Annotated in this window: 17 protein-coding genes; 4 read left to right on the forward strand and 13 right to left on the reverse strand. The window is 36.6% G+C overall.

From position 1 onward, the window contains the following. Window positions 1-27: 27 nt before the first annotated feature. Together ACOQFO_RS15265 and ACOQFO_RS15270 are read right to left on the reverse strand one after the other, a co-directional pair. Window positions 28-972 (reverse strand): L-threonine 3-dehydrogenase, encoded by a 945-nt coding sequence (locus ACOQFO_RS15265; protein ID WP_421690534.1) that lies wholly within the window; start codon window positions 970-972, stop codon window positions 28-30. Between the two features lie 186 nt (window positions 973-1158). Further along, entirely contained in the window at window positions 1159-1482 is a 324-nt protein-coding gene (locus ACOQFO_RS15270; protein WP_421690535.1) for a YolD-like family protein, read from the reverse strand. Between the two features lie 151 nt (window positions 1483-1633). Between ACOQFO_RS15270 and ACOQFO_RS15275 the strand changes: the two genes are divergently transcribed. Further along, a complete protein-coding gene (locus ACOQFO_RS15275) occupies window positions 1634-2593 on the forward strand; it encodes a transglutaminase domain-containing protein (RefSeq protein ID WP_421690536.1) in 960 nt (319 codons plus the stop codon). A 47-nt stretch (window positions 2594-2640) separates the two neighbouring features. On the opposite strand, the gene ACOQFO_RS15280 is transcribed toward ACOQFO_RS15275, so the two are convergent. After that, window positions 2641-3867 carry a DNA polymerase thumb domain-containing protein gene (locus ACOQFO_RS15280; RefSeq protein WP_421690550.1) on the reverse strand — a complete coding sequence of 409 codons (1227 nt, stop codon included), beginning with the start codon at window positions 3865-3867 and terminating at the stop codon, window positions 2641-2643. 329 nt (window positions 3868-4196) lie between these two features. On the opposite strand from ACOQFO_RS15280, the gene ACOQFO_RS15285 reads away from it, so the two are divergent. Continuing rightward, a complete protein-coding gene (locus tag ACOQFO_RS15285) occupies window positions 4197-4613 on the forward strand; it encodes a coiled-coil domain-containing protein (protein WP_421690537.1) in 417 nt (138 codons plus the stop codon). Window positions 4614-4702: 89 nt separating this feature from the next. Here the strand turns inward: ACOQFO_RS15285 and ACOQFO_RS15290 are convergent, their stop codons facing one another. From ACOQFO_RS15290 to ACOQFO_RS15310, 5 genes are all read right to left on the reverse strand, one after another. Beyond that, window positions 4703-5554 carry a hydroxymethylglutaryl-CoA lyase gene (locus ACOQFO_RS15290; protein WP_421690538.1) on the reverse strand — a complete coding sequence of 284 codons (852 nt, stop codon included), beginning with the start codon at window positions 5552-5554 and terminating at the stop codon, window positions 4703-4705. Between the two features lie 233 nt (window positions 5555-5787). Further along, window positions 5788-6330, reverse strand: a complete 543-nt coding sequence (locus ACOQFO_RS15295) for a cysteine hydrolase family protein (RefSeq protein WP_421690539.1) — start codon at window positions 6328-6330, stop codon at window positions 5788-5790. Window positions 6331-6426: 96 nt separating this feature from the next. Continuing rightward, window positions 6427-7560, reverse strand: a complete 1134-nt coding sequence (locus ACOQFO_RS15300) for a L,D-transpeptidase (RefSeq protein ID WP_421690540.1) — start codon at window positions 7558-7560, stop codon at window positions 6427-6429. A gap of 208 nt (window positions 7561-7768) precedes the next feature. Continuing rightward, a complete protein-coding gene (locus ACOQFO_RS15305) occupies window positions 7769-9145 on the reverse strand; it encodes an RsmF rRNA methyltransferase first C-terminal domain-containing protein (protein ID WP_421690541.1) in 1377 nt (458 codons plus the stop codon). Window positions 9146-9431: 286 nt separating this feature from the next. Beyond that, window positions 9432-10223: a carbon-nitrogen family hydrolase gene (locus ACOQFO_RS15310; RefSeq protein WP_421690542.1), complete on the reverse strand. Its 792-nt coding sequence runs from the start codon at window positions 10221-10223 to the stop codon at window positions 9432-9434. A gap of 196 nt (window positions 10224-10419) precedes the next feature. Between ACOQFO_RS15310 and ACOQFO_RS15315 the strand changes: the two genes are divergently transcribed. Beyond that, window positions 10420-11607, forward strand: coding sequence for a pyridoxal phosphate-dependent aminotransferase (locus ACOQFO_RS15315; RefSeq protein ID WP_421690543.1), 1188 nt, complete (start codon window positions 10420-10422; stop codon window positions 11605-11607). Between the two features lie 123 nt (window positions 11608-11730). Then, window positions 11731-11886 (forward strand): hypothetical protein, encoded by a 156-nt coding sequence (locus ACOQFO_RS15320; protein WP_421690544.1) that lies wholly within the window; start codon window positions 11731-11733, stop codon window positions 11884-11886. A gap of 69 nt (window positions 11887-11955) precedes the next feature. Here ACOQFO_RS15320 and ACOQFO_RS15325 read toward each other — a convergent pair whose 3' ends face one another. The 5 genes from ACOQFO_RS15325 to ybaK form a co-directional block, all read right to left on the reverse strand. Then, a complete protein-coding gene (locus tag ACOQFO_RS15325) occupies window positions 11956-13026 on the reverse strand; it encodes a nucleotide kinase (protein ID WP_421690545.1) in 1071 nt (356 codons plus the stop codon). Window positions 13027-13469: 443 nt separating this feature from the next. Then, window positions 13470-14660 (reverse strand): glycine C-acetyltransferase, encoded by a 1191-nt coding sequence (locus ACOQFO_RS15330; RefSeq protein ID WP_421690546.1) that lies wholly within the window; start codon window positions 14658-14660, stop codon window positions 13470-13472. A 64-nt stretch (window positions 14661-14724) separates the two neighbouring features. Continuing rightward, window positions 14725-15831, reverse strand: a complete 1107-nt coding sequence (locus tag ACOQFO_RS15335) for a TlpA family protein disulfide reductase (RefSeq protein WP_421690547.1) — start codon at window positions 15829-15831, stop codon at window positions 14725-14727. Window positions 15832-15907: 76 nt separating this feature from the next. Continuing rightward, complete coding sequence (locus ACOQFO_RS15340) at window positions 15908-16540, reverse strand: YczE/YyaS/YitT family protein (protein ID WP_421690548.1); 633 nt, start codon at window positions 16538-16540, stop codon at window positions 15908-15910. 92 nt (window positions 16541-16632) lie between these two features. Next, the gene (ybaK, locus tag ACOQFO_RS15345; RefSeq protein WP_421690549.1) at window positions 16633-17115 is read right to left on the reverse strand and encodes a Cys-tRNA(Pro) deacylase; all 483 of its coding nucleotides are present in this window, start codon (window positions 17113-17115) and stop codon (window positions 16633-16635) included. Window positions 17116-17328: the final 213 nt, after the last annotated feature.

Genomic DNA, 17328 nt, shown 5'->3' on the forward strand with positions numbered 1-17328 from the left:
AAAATTGGCTAGAGAGACGAACCCTCTCTAGCCTTTTATTAATTTTTGATTTAATTTCTCTAGCATATCTACTGTCATTTTCACTAAATCATACTCCGCTTTAAAGCCCCACTCTTCTATAGCTGCTGATGAATCAATAGAATTTGGCCAGCTATCCGCAATTTTTTGTCGTACTGGATCTACATCGTAGGACATTTCAAATGTTGGAATATGCTTTTTGATTTCCCTTGCAATCTGTGCAGGTTCAAAGCTCATAGCAGATATGTTAAATGCATTTCGATGCTTTAGTTTTGAACCGTCTGCTTCCATTAAATCAACAACTGCTTGAAGTGCATCAGGCATATACATCATATCCATATACGTTCCCTCTGCTATATAAGAGGTATATTGACCATTTTCTATAGCTTTATAGTAAATATCCACCGCGTAATCTGTAGTTCCTCCACCTGGTGGCGTCACATATGAGATTAAGCCTGGAAATCGAACACTGCGTGTATCTAATCCATAACGAACATTGTAATAATCACATAACAATTCCCCGGCGACTTTATTTACTCCATACATTGTCGTCGGTCTTTGCAATGTATCTTGTGGTGTGTTGTCTTTTGGTGTTGTAGGCCCAAAAGCACCTATGGAACTTGGAGTGAAAAATTGTAGATTTAACTCACGTGATACTTCAAGCGCATTCATGAGTCCTCCCATATTTAAGTTCCATGCAAATAAAGGATTTTTTTCTGCAGTAGCAGATAATAGTGCAGCTAGATGAATGAATGTATCGGCGTTAAATTGTTTGGCAAGCTCATACATTTTTTTACCATCAGATACATCCAGTATTTCAAACGGGCCACTCATATCATTTGGCTCTCGTATATCTGTCGATAATACATTATCTTCCCCATAAAGATTTCGTAACTTATCAACTAATTCTGAACCTATTTGTCCTAGCGCCCCCGTAACAAATATTCTCTTCAAATGGCTTCCTCCTAGATTGAGACTGAATGAAAAAGCATCCTATGTGGGCAAATTTCACGTTCAAAAACTCAATCTATCTTATGCGACAAATTCGTAGATGTACTACATTTGTTTTATAGGTGAAGCTATTTTTTATTTCTATAAAGAATTATTTGTGTCGTCTAGGACTGTTTGTTGTTCGACTTATTAGTCTGTTACGAAGGAAATCCCGAAGATGGATTGGAAAGGAAGAGTCCGCCCATCTTCTAAATGGAGCGTTGCGTTTGTAGGATTTAATTTGGCGATGACACCTGTTGCTTTGTAAATTTGCTTTTCCTCCCAAACCTTCAATTCGACTTCTTTCTTTTGGTTATAGGCTAATTGCATTTGCTCACTTAACTCTTGGAGTGCCCATTCATCAAGCTCTGGCTTTTTTACGTACTTATCTTGTTCTTGCCAATCGCGCAATAGCTTCACATGTTCAGGAAGCATCATCGCCGTCCATTTAATATTTCCACGATCACGAATCATTTGATTGCCTCCCCTATATTACATTTCGTCACCAATTTAAAATTAGCGGTACCCTTAACCTATTGACTAAGTTAAAATGGAGATATATATTTTTGGAATATTTTAGGTTATTTTTTGTCTATAAATTTGAACCTAGAGGTGAATCGTACGAATGCGAATTATAGTCGTTACCATAGTAGCTTGCTTTTTTCTTTTTGGTTGCACGCCTAAAACCACTCCACCGAAATCAACTGAAGCTGAAGCACATTCAGAAATCGTTACAGTCAGTGTGGCAACAACAGACTATAGTTGGTTTAATAAAGTTGCTGACTATACCGAGATCCCTATCTATCCTTTTACTGAGGTTAAGGAAACGAACATTTTAGAGCTATACGATAATAAAAAATATATTAAAGATGTATATGGTAGTCTGTTTGAATCTGCCGATGAAGACTCTTTACGAGAAACGATTCGGTCTTCTTTGCAAAATTTTGACCACCGTTTTGCTATTCTTTACACAGGTGAATTAACAAGTTTGCAAGAAATCCTTGCAGAAGCATATTACAGTGACCCAATGATTCTTGGTACGGTACTTTACTTACAATATGGATCGCAGGATGTGCCAGAAGGAATCTTTGTACATTTTGATGTTAGCTTTACAACAAATAAAGTAGAACTTGCTACTATTAATCCAAAATTTGAAGAGTTCTATGCCAAACTCGATTTAGAAGGAAAATCCGTAGAAGAGAAGATCTCCATTATTCACCGAGCAGTCATAGAAAATATGGAATACGTTGAAAGTGACTATTTATATGCCCATTCCCCTTATGGCTTCTTCGTTCTTGGAGAAGGCGTTTGCCAAGCTTATGCCACAGCAATGCAAATGCTGTTAGAAAAAGCAGGTATTGAAAGTCATTATGTGGTTGGCTATTTAGTCGGTGAAGAAGACGATCTCGCCCATGCTTGGAATTTGGTCAAGACAGAAAATGGCTGGCGACATATTGATGCTACAAATAATGATATGGGTGCCCAGTACGAACAACAGGTCAACTTTACATTCTACAAGTTGAAAGATGAGGTAGCGCGCCAATATTACGTGTGGGATGAAAGCTTTTATCCAAAAGCAGAATAACGTGACGTTTTATGTGAATCCGGTACGCAATCAACCGTATCGGATTTTTATTTTTTATGCCCACCTAATAACTGTGCTCGTTTCACCGCTGTTCCCGCTGCTGTGTAAGATACCGCGCGCAACACAGATGTCGTTCCATACTTTGAACGTAATCTGTCCATCGTTGCTCCGAGCTTTCGTTTTCTCCATCTAGATTGATCAAATAAACTAAGCTGCATGGAGCGCTCAGATTCTAATTTCGTCAGGCTAATGTCAATATGCCTAACTGGCCGCTCTGCATAAAACTCATCTAATAGTTGTTCACACACTTTATAAATTTTCATCGTATCATTGGTTGGCTCATCAATTGTTCGCGCACGATGAAACCCACCACCAAAAGCATCTTTACTATAAGTAATTCCAAGAGTAATCGTTCTACCGACTTGATATGCTTCCCTTGCCCTTCTTGCCACATCTTCACACATTTCCAAAATTACCGTCAAAATCTCATCGCGATTGCGATAATCCCGCATAAGCATTTGCCCTTTTCCAAAACTAATTTGGCCTTGGACAAGCGGTGGTGCACCTAGTGGTGATAAATCAATTCCCCAAGCATGGTGATAAAGCTGATTGCCCATAATACCAAATCGTTTTTCAAGCATTTGCAAGTCTGCATGAGCTAAATCACCCACTTTAAAAATGCCCATATTATTCAACGTGCGTTCTGTTCTTCTACCAATTCCCCACATTTCAGATAACGGAGCAACTGGCCATAATTTTTTTGGAACATCTTCATATGTCCATTTCGTAAATCCTGTTTTTTTCGCCTCTAAATCGAGCGCTAATTTGGCCATCAGCATATTTGGCCCCATTCCAACAGCACTTGGAATTTGAAATTGATTAAAAATGCAATCTTGAATATATTTAGCTGTTTTTTCAGGCGGTCCCCAGAGCTTTTCTGTGCCCGTAAGATCCACAAAACTTTCATCGACACTATATACATGAATTGCTTCTTTCGGTACAAACTGATTTATTAAATTCGTAATTTCCATCGAAGTTCGAACGAAAAATTCCATTTTCGGTTCAAACAATTTAATATCAGGGTGCTTTGGAATTTCATAAAGCCGTGATCCTGTTTTAATGCCAAAACGCTTTTTCATCGGTGGCGATGCAGCAAGGACCACACTTCCCTTTTGCTGAAAGTTCCCTACAACTGCAATGGGTACTTTCATCGGATCTAAATTTTCAAGCATCGCCATACAACTTGCATAAAAACATCGCATATCAATACACATAATAGAGCGATTTGGTAAATTGCCATATATCGAAAACAGTTCTGTTTGATTAAGCTCGAACTCATACTCATTTAAGCTACTTGCGTGCATCCTAAATCACCTCCAAAGCGATATCATTTTCGTACATAAAGTATATGCGAACGTCTGTTCTTATATTCATTCTAAAATGAGACCATTGAGACGGCAAGTGGGAATTTTTGGGTTTCAAGTTAGGTTGACGGAAATGAAATTCTTTATTATGATAGGAACATAAGTTCTTAATTTGTTTTATTATTCCTTTGAGAAACACAAAATTATTAATGATAATTTAGTATAGGAGTGGTGAAAACATGGAACAACATGAGTTAAACGCAGTGTTAAGTGCGTTGGAACTGCATTCTAAAAAGATTGATGAAAGATTCGATTCTTTAGAAAAGCGATTTGATAGTCGCATGGATGGCTTGGAAAATCGTATGGCCGGGTTGGAAAATCGCATGGATGGCTTGGAAAATCGTATGGCCGGGTTGGAAAATCGTATGGATGGCTTGGAAAATCGTATGGCCGGGTTGGAAAATCGCATGGACAAACTCGAAACACGGGTAGAAAATCTAGAAAACAAGATGGACGAGCGTTTCGAACGTCTTGAGAAAAAATTCGATGGTTTAAGAGTTGAATTTAGAGAAACACAAGAAACAGTTGACTATCTTGCAAGTAAGAACATTCAACATGAAAAAAAGTTGCGTTCTATAGTTGTTAAAGAAGATTAAATATGTACGGTTGAAATAAAATCAGCCATAAATCATAAAAAGCATTCCTCCATTGGAATGCTTTTCTTATAGTAATCGATCAACTTCGTCTACACTAAACCTTTCGCAAACTCAGCAATTCCAGCAAGACGTTCTTGTGCAATACCGGTATTGATGTTCATCGCGTGTAACATTTCCACTACTTTTTCTGTAGCCACATTCCCAGTTGAGCCCGGTGAGAAAGGACAACCACCTAGCCCACCAATAGAAGTATCAAACTTTGTAACACCCGCTTGAATAGCCGCTAAAATATTTGCAAGTGCAAACCCACTTGTATCATGGAAATGGCCGACAAAGGTTGTATCAGGAAAATCTTCTTTTAACCGTGTTAGTCGATCGTAGACTATTCGCGGATTTGCTCTGCCGTTCGTATCCCCTATCGAAAGTTCATCCGCGCCATTTTCAACAAACGAAGAAACAACTTTTTTCACTTGCTCATAAGAGACTGCCCCCTCGTATGGACAACTAAATGCCATCGACACATAGCCACGCATAAATACACCATTCGCTTTCGCAATTGGAAACATTTCCTTACATTCTGCTAATGACTCATCAATTGTTCGGCGAATATTCTTTTCATTAAAGGTATTAGATGCACCAACGAAAACAGCGATTTGTTTAACATTTGCTTCAAGAGCACGCTCTAGTGCTTTTTTATTTGGTGTTAAAGCAATATAGAAAATCCCTAATTCATTGCAAAAATCAACTATCTCTGAAGCATCCGCCATTTGAGGAACAATCTTTGGATGAACAAAAGAGGCAGTTTCAATCCTTTGAAAACCACTTTCCGCTAATCTCTGAATAAGTACCTTCTTATCTTCTGTAGCAACAAACTTCTTTTCGTTTTGAAGGCCGTCCCGTGGACCAACCTCTATAATCTCTACGCTTGATGGGAAATGCATCACCACACTCCTTCTTTTTAAATGATCTTGTTTAGTATGGATATGCCACTATTATATGTACGATAAGAAGTACATAGAAAAGGACCTCCAAAAGCAAAGATTGGAAGGTCCATAAAGTTCTAAAAGCTGCATTGCCTATTAATAGCTAGAAAATGTCTATTATCAGCGGGGATTTGTCTATTATCTGAGCTCTTCTGTCTATTATCCAAACCCAGCAAACTATAATCTAAGGATTATTCAATAACCTCCGTAAAGAAACACGTCTTCATTTGATTAATAAATGTCTCCCCTAAATCAGTAAACGTAGCGGATCCGCGTTTATGGATGACCGTTTTAAATCCTTCCGCATCAGCACCTGCAATGGTTAAGTAATTACAAATGTCTGTACATACACCGGCAACGTGTACTTTTTCTACACCGTGTTCACGCAGCTTTTCAGCTAAACCCGTTTTAAAGAAGGCATTGTAATTCTCTTTTGGTTGCACCAACACATTTGGATTTTCTTCATTCTCTTTATACCATGTCATTAAATCCCCATATAGTTCTTGCCCTTTTGTACCAACGACATTATGTGCAGGCCACAGCTCGAAATGCGGGTCGTTTTCTTGGTGAGCATCCATCGCCACAACGACAATTTGATAGCGGTTAATAAAATTCTTTGCTAAATCTACAATGTATGGAACAATTTCTTGTGCAGGCTTTCCAGCAGTTAAACTACCATCTTCGGCAACAAAGTCATTACTCATATCTACAATAATTAAAGCTTCTTTCGCCACGAAATCTCCCCCTTAAATCCTTATATATACATTTTAAAACAAAAAATGAGTAAGGGATAAATAAAACCCTCACTCATTTCAGTCGCGATACGTCATCTACAATCTCCAGTTATACACAATATCCGGTGTAGTTTCCTTTATAAAGTCATGTTGTTCTGGAAGTCCGGGAAATGAAGGTAGTCCATTTGCGAAGATCGGTTTGCCTGGTACACTTTCACTTTCCACAAAAAATGGAGTCCATAATGGAATGTATGGGAAAAGTGTTTCAATGTCTTCATTTTTCATTCGTAGACATCCCATAGACACGTTTTCTCCAATTAAATCCGGTTGGTTTGTGCCGTGTATGGCAAATTGATCTGTCAGCTGTAAGCCCCTTGTCCCAAGAGCACCTTCACCACCATTTGGTGATACAACTCGACTTGTAACAATGGATTCACTAGGTGGTGCTGCTTCCTTTCCAGCTGCTACCGGATATAAAGCAAGTAACTCTTGTCCACCTTTTAAAAGTCCTAGTTCATTCGTTTTTTCATAAAAAACTAGAGATAACTGTCCATCTGCTGCAGCTGCACTCCCATTTATTCCATCTACAGATAATATAAAGCCACTACTTGTCCTTTCATATTCCACCGTATTAGGGATAAATGATAAGTAATTATTAGGAGCTCCCTCTATAAGCTCCGAAAGAGACATAGGATAAACACCGTTAACATCTTGATAGTTTTCAATTGCGCTATGTAGTGCAATAAATACTAATTCTTCTGTTTTTGTTGGCGATGCGTTGATCATTGTTGCATGTGTTATATTTTTTTCATATACGTTTGTTTCATTTATTTTCGTCATCCCAAACCAATCAGTTAGAAAATAAAAAAAAATAATACTTGTAAGGAGTAGTAAAAGGATAAGAAGAATGGCTATAAGTACTGCAATGGGGGTATTACTTGTATTCCTCTTTTGATAGACATGGGCGTGAGCAAGGGGTGCAACTGTTACTGATTTCGCCGTGTTTTCTATTATCTTATTTGCTTGATAATGTCCGTATCTAGCAGCTTTTGAGAAGAATTGATAAGCCTTTAATGTTTCACCATTTGATTCAAGCTCTTTTGCATACTCGAATAATTTTTCAGAATCAGTTGGATTGTATTTTACATACTTTTTTAGAAAATCCGGATCGCTTTTTGAAATAAATATGTTCTTTCTAATTTCAATTAAATCTTGTTTGAATTCCTTCACATATTCACCCTTTGTAATCTAGTAATATCATAAGTCAAAAGTGAAAAACGATCATTTGAAGTACAAATAGAGGCTGAAAAGTAGAATTTATTTCACTTAAATAGTTACATCACAATATATGATGGTTTTATAGTAAATAGAAGAAAGAAAAGATTATCGAAATTAAAAGACCTCCAAAGCGTAGTTGCTTTGAAGGCAATTAAAATAGTTAATAGAAGTTTCCGACCCATCTTAACCCTTTTGGATAGTGGTTTTTCATAGCGTTTCCTGCAAGTTTTCCCCAACCGATAGAGTAACCATCTACCTCGATTAAGTACCAGCCTTTCTCACCATTTGCTTGTAATACTTCCCCTTTTAAATAAGAAATAATCTCTTTAGAATCTACAGAAAGATTCCAACTATTTTTCACTTCCTCTCGATTTAACGATAGTGCTAGAGCATGGGAAGGTTCAAATCGGTTCTTTTTAAATGTTCCTAAGTGTAAGCCTGGACGTACTACTTTTAGCTTGTCCAAAGAGAGTGTTTCTTCTGGTAAAAGATATAACTGGTCATTAAAGGTAATATATTTGCCTGTTGGAAGGAAATTTAATGTCTCCTTAGCAAATTCTTTATAATGCTTTAACATATTAGAGTCTACTTTTGGCTGAGCTAATTTTAAACGAGGATCAGAGTCACCATCTACCTTTTTTAATACCGCGATATAATGCCCTTCACCCTTCATAAGATGCGGCCATAATCGAATAGTTTTCTCAATATTTTCAGCCGGATTCTCTACCCAATCTTTTCTACCTCTACTGAAATCCTTATAGGATTGTACTTCCACAATTTCGAAGTTTGGATGTTGCTCTAAGAAGCGACTGATTGTGCCTTCATTTTCTTCAGGTGAAAAAGTACAAGTAGAGTAAACAAGTCGTCCACCTGGTTTTAGCATGGTCGCTGCTGATTTTAATATATCTATTTGGCGACTTGCACAGATTTCCACATTTTCTAAACTCCAATGTTCCCTTGCTTCCTCATCTTTCCGGAACATCCCTTCACCTGAACAAGGTGCATCCACTAAAATACGGTCAAAGAAGCTCGGAAATCGTTCAGCAAGGCGTTCGGGTGTTTCATTTGTTACTACTGTATTTTTAATCCCCATTCGTTCAACATTTTGAGAAAGAATTTTAGCTCTAGCTGGATGTATTTCATTCGATAATAAAAATCCTTCCCCTTTCATTTTGCTAGCGAGGTGTGTAGTTTTTCCGCCTGGCGCCGCGCAAAGATCCAATACTCGTTCGCCTGGCTTTGGGTCAACGAATTCCCCTACAGCCATAGCACTAGGTTCTTGAATATAATACAACCCTGCTTCGTGATAAGGGTGCTTTCCTGGTCGATCATTATGCGGATAGAAAAACCCTGTTTCTACCCACGGAATTCGCTCCAACGTAAAAGGATTCTTATGTAAAAACTCAGCTATATCAATTTTCAAAGTATTCACACGTAATGCATGGCTTTTTTCATCGTTATAACTTTGGATAAATGCGTCGAATTCGTCCTGCAATAGATTTTTCATTTTCAATAAAAAAGGTTCTGGTAGTTTCAAATTTAACACCTCAAAGATAAAAAATTTCTAAACGTGTAGATTCAGTATGTACCTGACGATTGCTACAATATCAATTTATTCTTTTTTAGAATAATGGGTTTTTTAAATGAAAAAAAGACTTTTTAGCAACAAACTTAAAAGTCTTTCAATTCGAATTTTTCATGTGAATAAAGTGCTTTGACGAAATGAAGATACGTCATAATCAAAAATATGTGTCATTACCATCCTGGTTTGGAACAATGCACATAATTTCTGATATGTCGTATCCAACTTTTATCTAATTAAATTACTCTTCTACTACACCACTATAGAGACCTGGTCTACGGTCATCGTAAACTGGGATTCTTGTACGAATTTCGTCCACCTTAGAAAAATCTACATCTATAATTGCTAGTTCTTCGTCTTCCGCACCTGTCCATAAAACTTCACCCCACGGTTCAATAATCATAGATTGTCCATTGAAGTTTTCAGGTTTGTTTGAAATACGATTAACTGCTACAATGAAGCACTGATTTTCGATTGCTCTTGCTTGTAATAATGTTTTCCAATGATCGATTCGTGGCGTTGGCCATTGTGCTGAAACGAACAGCACTTTTGCACCAGCTAAAGCGTGGGCACGAACCCATTCAGGGAATCGTATTTCGTAACAGATGACAGCCCCTGCTTCAACGTCATCTAATGCAAAGCGATTCATTTGATCCCCAGCTTCTAAAAATTTCTCTTCATTCATTAATCTAAATAAATGAGCTTTACTATATTCAGTTAGAAGTTCGCCTTCCTTATTCACAGTATACATTGTGTTAAAGAATTTCCCTTCACACTCGATTGCAACTGAACCGCCAACGATATGTACACCTAATTCTTTAGCAAGACTTGTTAAAAATTCTTTTGTACGGACCCCTTCTTTATCTGCTAGTTCAGGTAATTTTTCTAATGCAAAGCCTGTGTTCCACATTTCAGGAAGCACGACAATTTCTGCTCCTTTACTTGCTGCTTCACGAATGAATTGCTCCGCGCGTTCATAGTTTTCATCTACTTTTCCAAATCGAACGTTTAGTTGGATACAACCGATTTTCATTTTCCCATCTCCTATTTCTACTATTAAAAAGATTTAAGATTTGCTATATTAATTGTAATTATATTCTGAATAGTATGCAAAGGAGTCGGTCTGAAAAGTTCCTTTTGAGACTTCTCTTTTGGACTAGCAGTTTCATTTACATATAATACAGACTATTTTCATAAGAATTGTACACTTACAGAAAAGAGGAATAAATATGGAATTATCAAAAAAACTTCAAAACCTTCCTACTCAGTTTTTTGCATCACTAGTTCAAAAAGTTAATGCCGCTATTGCCGAGGGGCGTGACGTTATTAATTTAGGACAAGGAAATCCGGATCAACCAACCCCGGAACCTATTGTAAGAGCTCTTCAAACAGCAGCTGCTGATACACAAACTCATAAATATTCACCTTTTAGAGGATTACCTGAGTTTAAAGAAGCCATTGCAGACTTTTACAAACGTGAATATGATGTCGATCTTAACCCACATACAGAAGTTGCGATTTTAGGTGGAGCAAAAATTGGTTTGGTTGAATTTCCAATGGCAATTTTGAACCCTGGTGACTATGTACTTTTACCGGACCCAGGCTACCCTGATTATCTATCTGGAGTCATTTTAGGAGATGTACAATACGATACAATGCCATTACTTGAAGAGAACTCCTTCTTACCTGACTACAAATCACTTTCTGATGATGTAATTGAGCGTGCAAAACTGATGTACTTGAACTATCCAAACAATCCAACCGGGGCAATAGCAGATTTAGCATTTTTCAATGATACCGTACAATTCGCAAAGGAAAATAATATTTCAGTTGTACATGATTTCGCTTATGGTGCATTTGGTTTCGATGGTGAAAAACCAGTTAGCTTCCTTCAAGCTGAGGGAGCAAAAGATGTTGGGGTTGAATTTTATACTTTATCTAAAACCTATAACATGGCAGGTTGGAGAATTGGTTTCGCTGTAGGAAATGAAACGATGATTGAAGCTATTAATCTGATTCAAGACCACTTATTCGTAAGCCTCTTCCCTGCTTTACAACATGCTGCTATTGAAGCTTTAAATGGAGACCAAACATGTGTCGAAGAGCAACGAGCACTATATGAAAGTAGACGTAATGTTCTCATCAAAGAAGCGAACCGAATTGGATGGGACGTAAAAGCTCCAAAAGGTTCATTCTTCGCTTGGCTAAAAGTCCCTGATGGATTCACAAGTGAGCAGTTTGCTGATTTATTATTAGATAAAGCCAATGTCGCTGTTGCAGCAGGAAATGGATTTGGAAAGTATGGTGAAGGTTATATCCGAATTGGGCTTTTAGTAAGTGAAGATCGTTTTAAAGAAGCGATGAGTCGAATTGAAAAGCTAGGTATATTTAATACAAATGAAGTGCCAATGAAATAATACGGCAAATTAATAAATTCATATCTTCCTCCACTTTACCTTCTAGGAGTTCAATAAATTTTTTGAAAACGTATGGAAAGCTTCTCCGTTGAACATCTTGGAAAATGAAAGGATGTGTAAATAATGGAGGAGTTAATATTTGCAGAATTAGATGTAGACCAACTCGAAAAAATTAATAAATTACAAGAAGAGTTGGGTGTGGTCTTAATTGCTTATGATAAGCGAATGAGCACTTTACCTGATGAGGAATTGGCGAATCATGATGACCAATTATCCTAATAAGTAAACAAAAACAAGCTTGAGAATCGGAACTCTGCCCCAACTCTCAAGCTTGTTTTCATTTATATATTAATCTTGAAATAATTGCTCTATGCGATTATTCCACTGTTCATCAATAATACTACTATCTATTAAATCTCTTAATGCTCTTTCTGCTTCGGCATAAAGATTACAATAGGCAACCGCATCGTACATAGCAGAGCGATACTTTGCGACGATAGCTTTAATGTTCTCTTCTTCTATTTCTGTTGGATGGCAATGTTGAGCAATATCGAAGATTTGATCGCCATCACGTGCTGGGTCTGGGAAATATACATGAGGCTCAGTGCTATCAAAAATACAGAAATTCAACTCTGGGATGATTACCATATCGATGGAGTTGGAATCGAGTCCACACCAAACTTTTTGTACATCGTATCCTCTATTTAACGCTTCTCCAGCAAGTTTTTTCATCATCGATGATTTTCCTGTTCCAGGATAGCCTTTAATAAAGTAACGTTTCTCCACGTTTTGAGTAATACTTTGAAGAGTGTCCCTTGCTCCAGCTGGTGTTAAAGTACCAAGAAGGCGATGTGTCTCGTTTCCTCGTTTTTTTAATTGATTTTTTCCAAATAGGTTTTGAATAAGCTGTTCGAATTGTTTATTTAATCCGTTCCAATCCATATGTCTTCTCGTTTCAATTTCCCAGTCATCATGAATCTTGATTGCTCTTGCTAGAGCATGGAAACATTTATCATGCCATTTTTCTTTATCTTTATTTAACTGAATAATTCGTTCGCCATGCTGTTTTAACTTTACTTCATCTATACAATCATAAAAAGAAATCACTTTGTCACGGGTACCATAAAGGGTTGGTTCAAATGAAGGGCTTGTAGATTGAAGGAATAAGATATTATGAGGTTCTTTAACAAATAGTGCTTCAAAGTTATTTTCAAACAACGGATCATGGAAGTACTCAATGGAAACGCCTATATCATGATAATGCTTTCCAAGGCTTTGTAGTAATTCAGAAAGTTTAAATCCATTTGCTCCTTTTAGAAAATAAACCGTTTTTGCTTCTTTCATAAGGTCTTTATATACATTTTTCATACCTTGCCCAGTTAACGCTTTCCCAAAGAAATGTAAGATCGTGCTGTTCAAGTCGTCATCCTTCCAAGAGTTTCTTATCTTATTTCTATGTAAAGAAACGAAAAAAAGTGCCTAGGACAAATTAATTGCCTTAAACACTTTTCATTTTGTATTGATTTTTAGTTTATTGAGTTGACTTTTTCTAGATGGCGAACTAATTGACCGTAATGCCCTTCTACGTGTTGAACAATCAATTATTGGATTTACAAAAGAACATCCCAACTGATTCTTCCACAGAACTTGTGCAGAAGGTCATCAGAATTAGTAAAGAAATGTCCTCTATATATGGCTATAGTGATAAAGATTAAAAAAGAGTTAGCTTTTCCCTAACTCTTTTTTATTTCTACGAAAAATCAAAATTAATAAGAAACCTACAATACCTGCACCAGCCGTCAAGACCCAAAAGTTTTTTCACCTCTGGGTCTACATATTGTGTTTACTTATCAATTTTAAGTTCAATTAATAACCCCTAATTCCTTACCCACTTTTTCAAAAATCGATATAGCCTGATCTAACATTTCTTTTGTATGGGCTGCGGTAGGCATATTTCGAACACGACCTGTTCCTTTTGGTACTGTTGGGAATACAATTGCCTTTGCATAGACACCTTCTTCAATTAGTCTTCTTGAAAATTGTTGTGTAAGCTTTTCATCACCAATGATACATGGAGTAATAGGAGTTTCTGAATTACCTATATTGAAACCTAGATTTTTTAACCCCGACTTCAAGTAGTTCCCATTATCCCAAAGCTTATCAACAAGTTCCGTAGAATCTGAGATTAACTCTATTGCCGCACTCGTTGCTGCTACGTCAGCCGGTGTTACAGCAGTTGAAAATAAAAATGGACGTGATCGCACTTTTAGCCAATCAATTAAGTTCTTCTTCCCTGCAACATAACCACCAACAACACCTACTGCCTTTGAAAGGGTACCAATTTGAAAATCGACTTCATTTTCTAAACCAAAGTGTTTTACTGTTCCTTTACCCTTCCCTGTCACACCAGAGCCATGAGCGTCATCAACATAAGTGATCAAATCAAATTGCTTTGCAATGTCAATGATTTCAGGTAGTTTTGCAATGTCACCATCCATAGAAAATACACCATCTGTGATAACCATTATCTTTCGGTAATTTCCAGATTCAACAGCTTCTTTCGCTTTTCTCTGCAAATCCACCATATCCGAATGGTTAAAGGCAATAATTTTCGCTTTCGATAAGCGACATCCATCAATAATTGAAGCATGATTTAATTGGTCGGATAAAATTGCATCATGCTGGTCCATTACAGCTGAAATGGCAGCCATATTACAGTTAAAACCTGATTGATACGAAATGGCTGCTTCAGTACCTTTAAATTCAGCAAGTTTTTTTTCAAGTTCTACATGCAAATCAAGCGTCCCATTGATCGTTCGAACCGCTCCAGCTCCAACACCATACTTGTTAATTGCTTCATTTGCTACTCTCTTAAGCTCTTCATTTGTTGCTAATCCTAAATAATTATTAGAAGATAAGTTAATTAACTCTTTCCCATTGATTTGAATGACTGGACCGTTTGCACCTTCCACAGTATCAATCTCGTTATAAAGACCTTGTTCACGTAGACTCCTTAAATTCTCGTCCAAAAATGTTTCTAAAATCTTAGCCAATATAAACCCATCCCCTTTATAGTCGTGTTCCTTGAACATGAGACATTTACAATTCTTATTCGCTTTAATCTAGGTATGATTCAAGTGTATTTTGATCCATCGGGCCGATAATTTTTTGAAAGATTTGTCCATTTTCATCTAACACATAAGTAGTCGGTATAGACATAATTTCATATTGTTCTCCATACACTCCGTCTACATCTAGCGGTATTTTGAAAGTTAAGCCGTAGTCACGAGCAAACTTCTCTACCCCTTCCATACCATTATCCCGACTAGTTAAATTTACTGCTATGACCTCAATTTCATCCCCATGTTCTTCGTAGAAATTTTGCATATGTGGCATTTCGGCTTTACACGGTGGACACCATGTAGCCCAAAAGTTTAAAATTACTTTTTTGCCTCGATAATCTGATAATCTAACTGTTTCTCCTGATAGAGTTTGCAATTCGAAATCAGGTGCTTCTTCTAACAAAACAGTTTTATTTGTCTTCTCAAAATTTAATGCAACAGAAGAAGCTAATATGACAATGAGTGTCCAAGATATTGTAGTTTTTAGAAGTGCCTTTTCTTTCTTGACGATGAAGCTTACGGCGATGACACTAATCACCAAAAAAGTCCAACCTTCTATGGAGAAAACCTTTTGATTGTAGGATAGGAAAACTAAATTTAATACGATCAAAATAAACATCCAATTTGGACTTTCATTAGAACTTTTCTTTATTGCGATTAATATATAAACTACCAAAATAATAATTCCGACAGTCCAATTTTCAGACAATACAAATACACTAGCTTGAAATAAAAGATAAAATTCAGCAAATGAATATAACCAGTCTTTCCAAATTAGTGTTTCATTTCGCCTTTTTGTTTTATAGATTAATATTCCTCCAGCTACTACAACACCGAGAATATGTCCCCATATCCCTCCACTAAAATAAAGCACCGACATAGGATTTTTTATGAAAATCGGCCACTCAAAAAAGATATAACTAAATTTCCACACAAGGATGTAATAAAACAAAGCATCTTGAAACATTGATGCAGACTTTTTATAAATAAACCTCTCTATTAACATGATTAAGAGAAGTGCAATAACAAAAGCAATCCATTCTGTTTTTACAGTAATATTACCTATTTGGATATACGACAGAGAATTCCCTCCCTTGTTCAACCATTTGTTCCTAAATTATACTTTGAATAAAAAAACTCGTAAAAGAATACGAATCTTTTACGAGAATGTTAGTTAATTAGAAAAATGGCTTCATCTCTTCTACTTCACCAATGGCTTTCAATAGCATTTTTCGGCAATATGGTAATGAAAACTGTACGACATATCCTGAACATATAGCGATAATCACTGTCCCTACTCCAAGTGGTCCACCTAATATCCATCCAATGAGTGCAACTGCTAGCTCAATACTCATCCTAGCCACTTTAATAGAACCACCAAATTTTTCAACAATGAGCATCATAAGTGAGTCTCGTGGACCAGCTCCAAGATTAGGTGCAATGTACATCCCACAACCGAAACCGAGGACGAGTATTCCAAGTAAAAAGTAGATAATTTGAATTATTAAAGATGGTGCTACAGGCAATAACCAATAAAAGAAGTCTATAAAAACACCACACATAACCATGTTAATCCAAGTTCCCATTTTAGGAAAGCTTTTTGCCATTATTGAAGTAAATGTAATCACTAATAGACCAGTAATAATGTTCCACGTTCCAATTGTTAATCCAAAGTTTTCAAATAGTGCAATATGAAGAACATCCCATGCACTTGTTCCTACCGCGCCTTTAATGACCATTGATATACCTAATGACAATAGGATGATTCCAACTAAGAAAAACGCCCATCGCCATGAATATACTTTCCTCATTACAAAAAATCCTTCTTTCTTTATATACCCATGATTATGAGTGTCTCTTTATCAAATGATAGAAAACATTAGTATGAATATTTACTAAATTATTATTTGATTATATTAGCAAATTTCCCTTTCGTAACTTTTAATAAGTCATTCGGATCGAGTTGAATTTGCATACCTCTCTTGCCTGCACTAACAATGAGAAAATCAAGTTCCCTTGCACTATCGTGAACAAATGTCGGAAACAATTTTTTCATTCCTATGGGAGAGCATCCTCCGCGAATGTACCCAGTTGTATTTAATAAGTCATTCACATAAATCATTTCAACTCTCTTTTCTCCAGCTACTTTTGCGCATTTTTTCAAATCTAACTCGTTCAATACAGGAATTACAAAAACAAAAAATTTTCCCGCTCCTGCTGTTGTTACCAGAGTCTTATAAACGAGAGAAACATCTTTTCCGATCTTTGCCGCAACTGATATCCCATCAATATGTTCATCTACTTCATATTCAAATAATTGATAGTTAATTTTTTGTTGTTCTAAAATGCGGACAGCATTTGTTTTCGAGATTTTTTGTTTTACCAAGAAGATCAAACCTTCTTTCGCTTTTGTATTTGTACATTATCTTAATGTGAAATATACCATGTGGTACTATAAAAATAGAGTCTCGGAATAAATAACAATTTTTCTGGGTGAAATGAACCAAAATTACTGGAAATTGGATTGGAATGGCCTGCACACTCATTATTTTCATTGTATTTTCAAAAATGTCCATGACAAAGAAACCTATTGCCATTA

Origin of the sequence: Ureibacillus sp. MALMAid1270 (assembly GCF_049202975.1) — a bacterium.
Taxonomy (GTDB): domain Bacteria; phylum Bacillota; class Bacilli; order Bacillales_A; family Planococcaceae; genus Ureibacillus.

What these genes read in the sequence shown, in the direction of transcription:
- ACOQFO_RS15290 (WP_421690538.1), bottom strand. Translation starts at nt 5,554, where the DNA reads ATGCATTTCCCATCAAGCGTAGAGATTATAGAGGTTGGTCCACGGGAC.
- ACOQFO_RS15310 (WP_421690542.1), bottom strand. Translation starts at nt 10,223, where the DNA reads ATGAAAATCGGTTGTATCCAACTAAACGTTCGATTTGGAAAAGTAGAT.
- ACOQFO_RS15320 (WP_421690544.1), top strand. Translation starts at nt 11,731, where the DNA reads ATGGAGGAGTTAATATTTGCAGAATTAGATGTAGACCAACTCGAAAAA.
- ACOQFO_RS15270 (WP_421690535.1), bottom strand. Translation starts at nt 1,482, where the DNA reads ATGATTCGTGATCGTGGAAATATTAAATGGACGGCGATGATGCTTCCT.
- ACOQFO_RS15315 (WP_421690543.1), top strand. Translation starts at nt 10,420, where the DNA reads ATGGAATTATCAAAAAAACTTCAAAACCTTCCTACTCAGTTTTTTGCA.
- ACOQFO_RS15275 (WP_421690536.1), top strand. Translation starts at nt 1,634, where the DNA reads ATGCGAATTATAGTCGTTACCATAGTAGCTTGCTTTTTTCTTTTTGGT.
- ACOQFO_RS15340 (WP_421690548.1), bottom strand. Translation starts at nt 16,540, where the DNA reads ATGAGGAAAGTATATTCATGGCGATGGGCGTTTTTCTTAGTTGGAATC.
- ACOQFO_RS15280 (WP_421690550.1), bottom strand. Translation starts at nt 3,867, where the DNA reads ATGTGTATTGATATGCGATGTTTTTATGCAAGTTGTATGGCGATGCTT.
- ACOQFO_RS15285 (WP_421690537.1), top strand. Translation starts at nt 4,197, where the DNA reads ATGGAACAACATGAGTTAAACGCAGTGTTAAGTGCGTTGGAACTGCAT.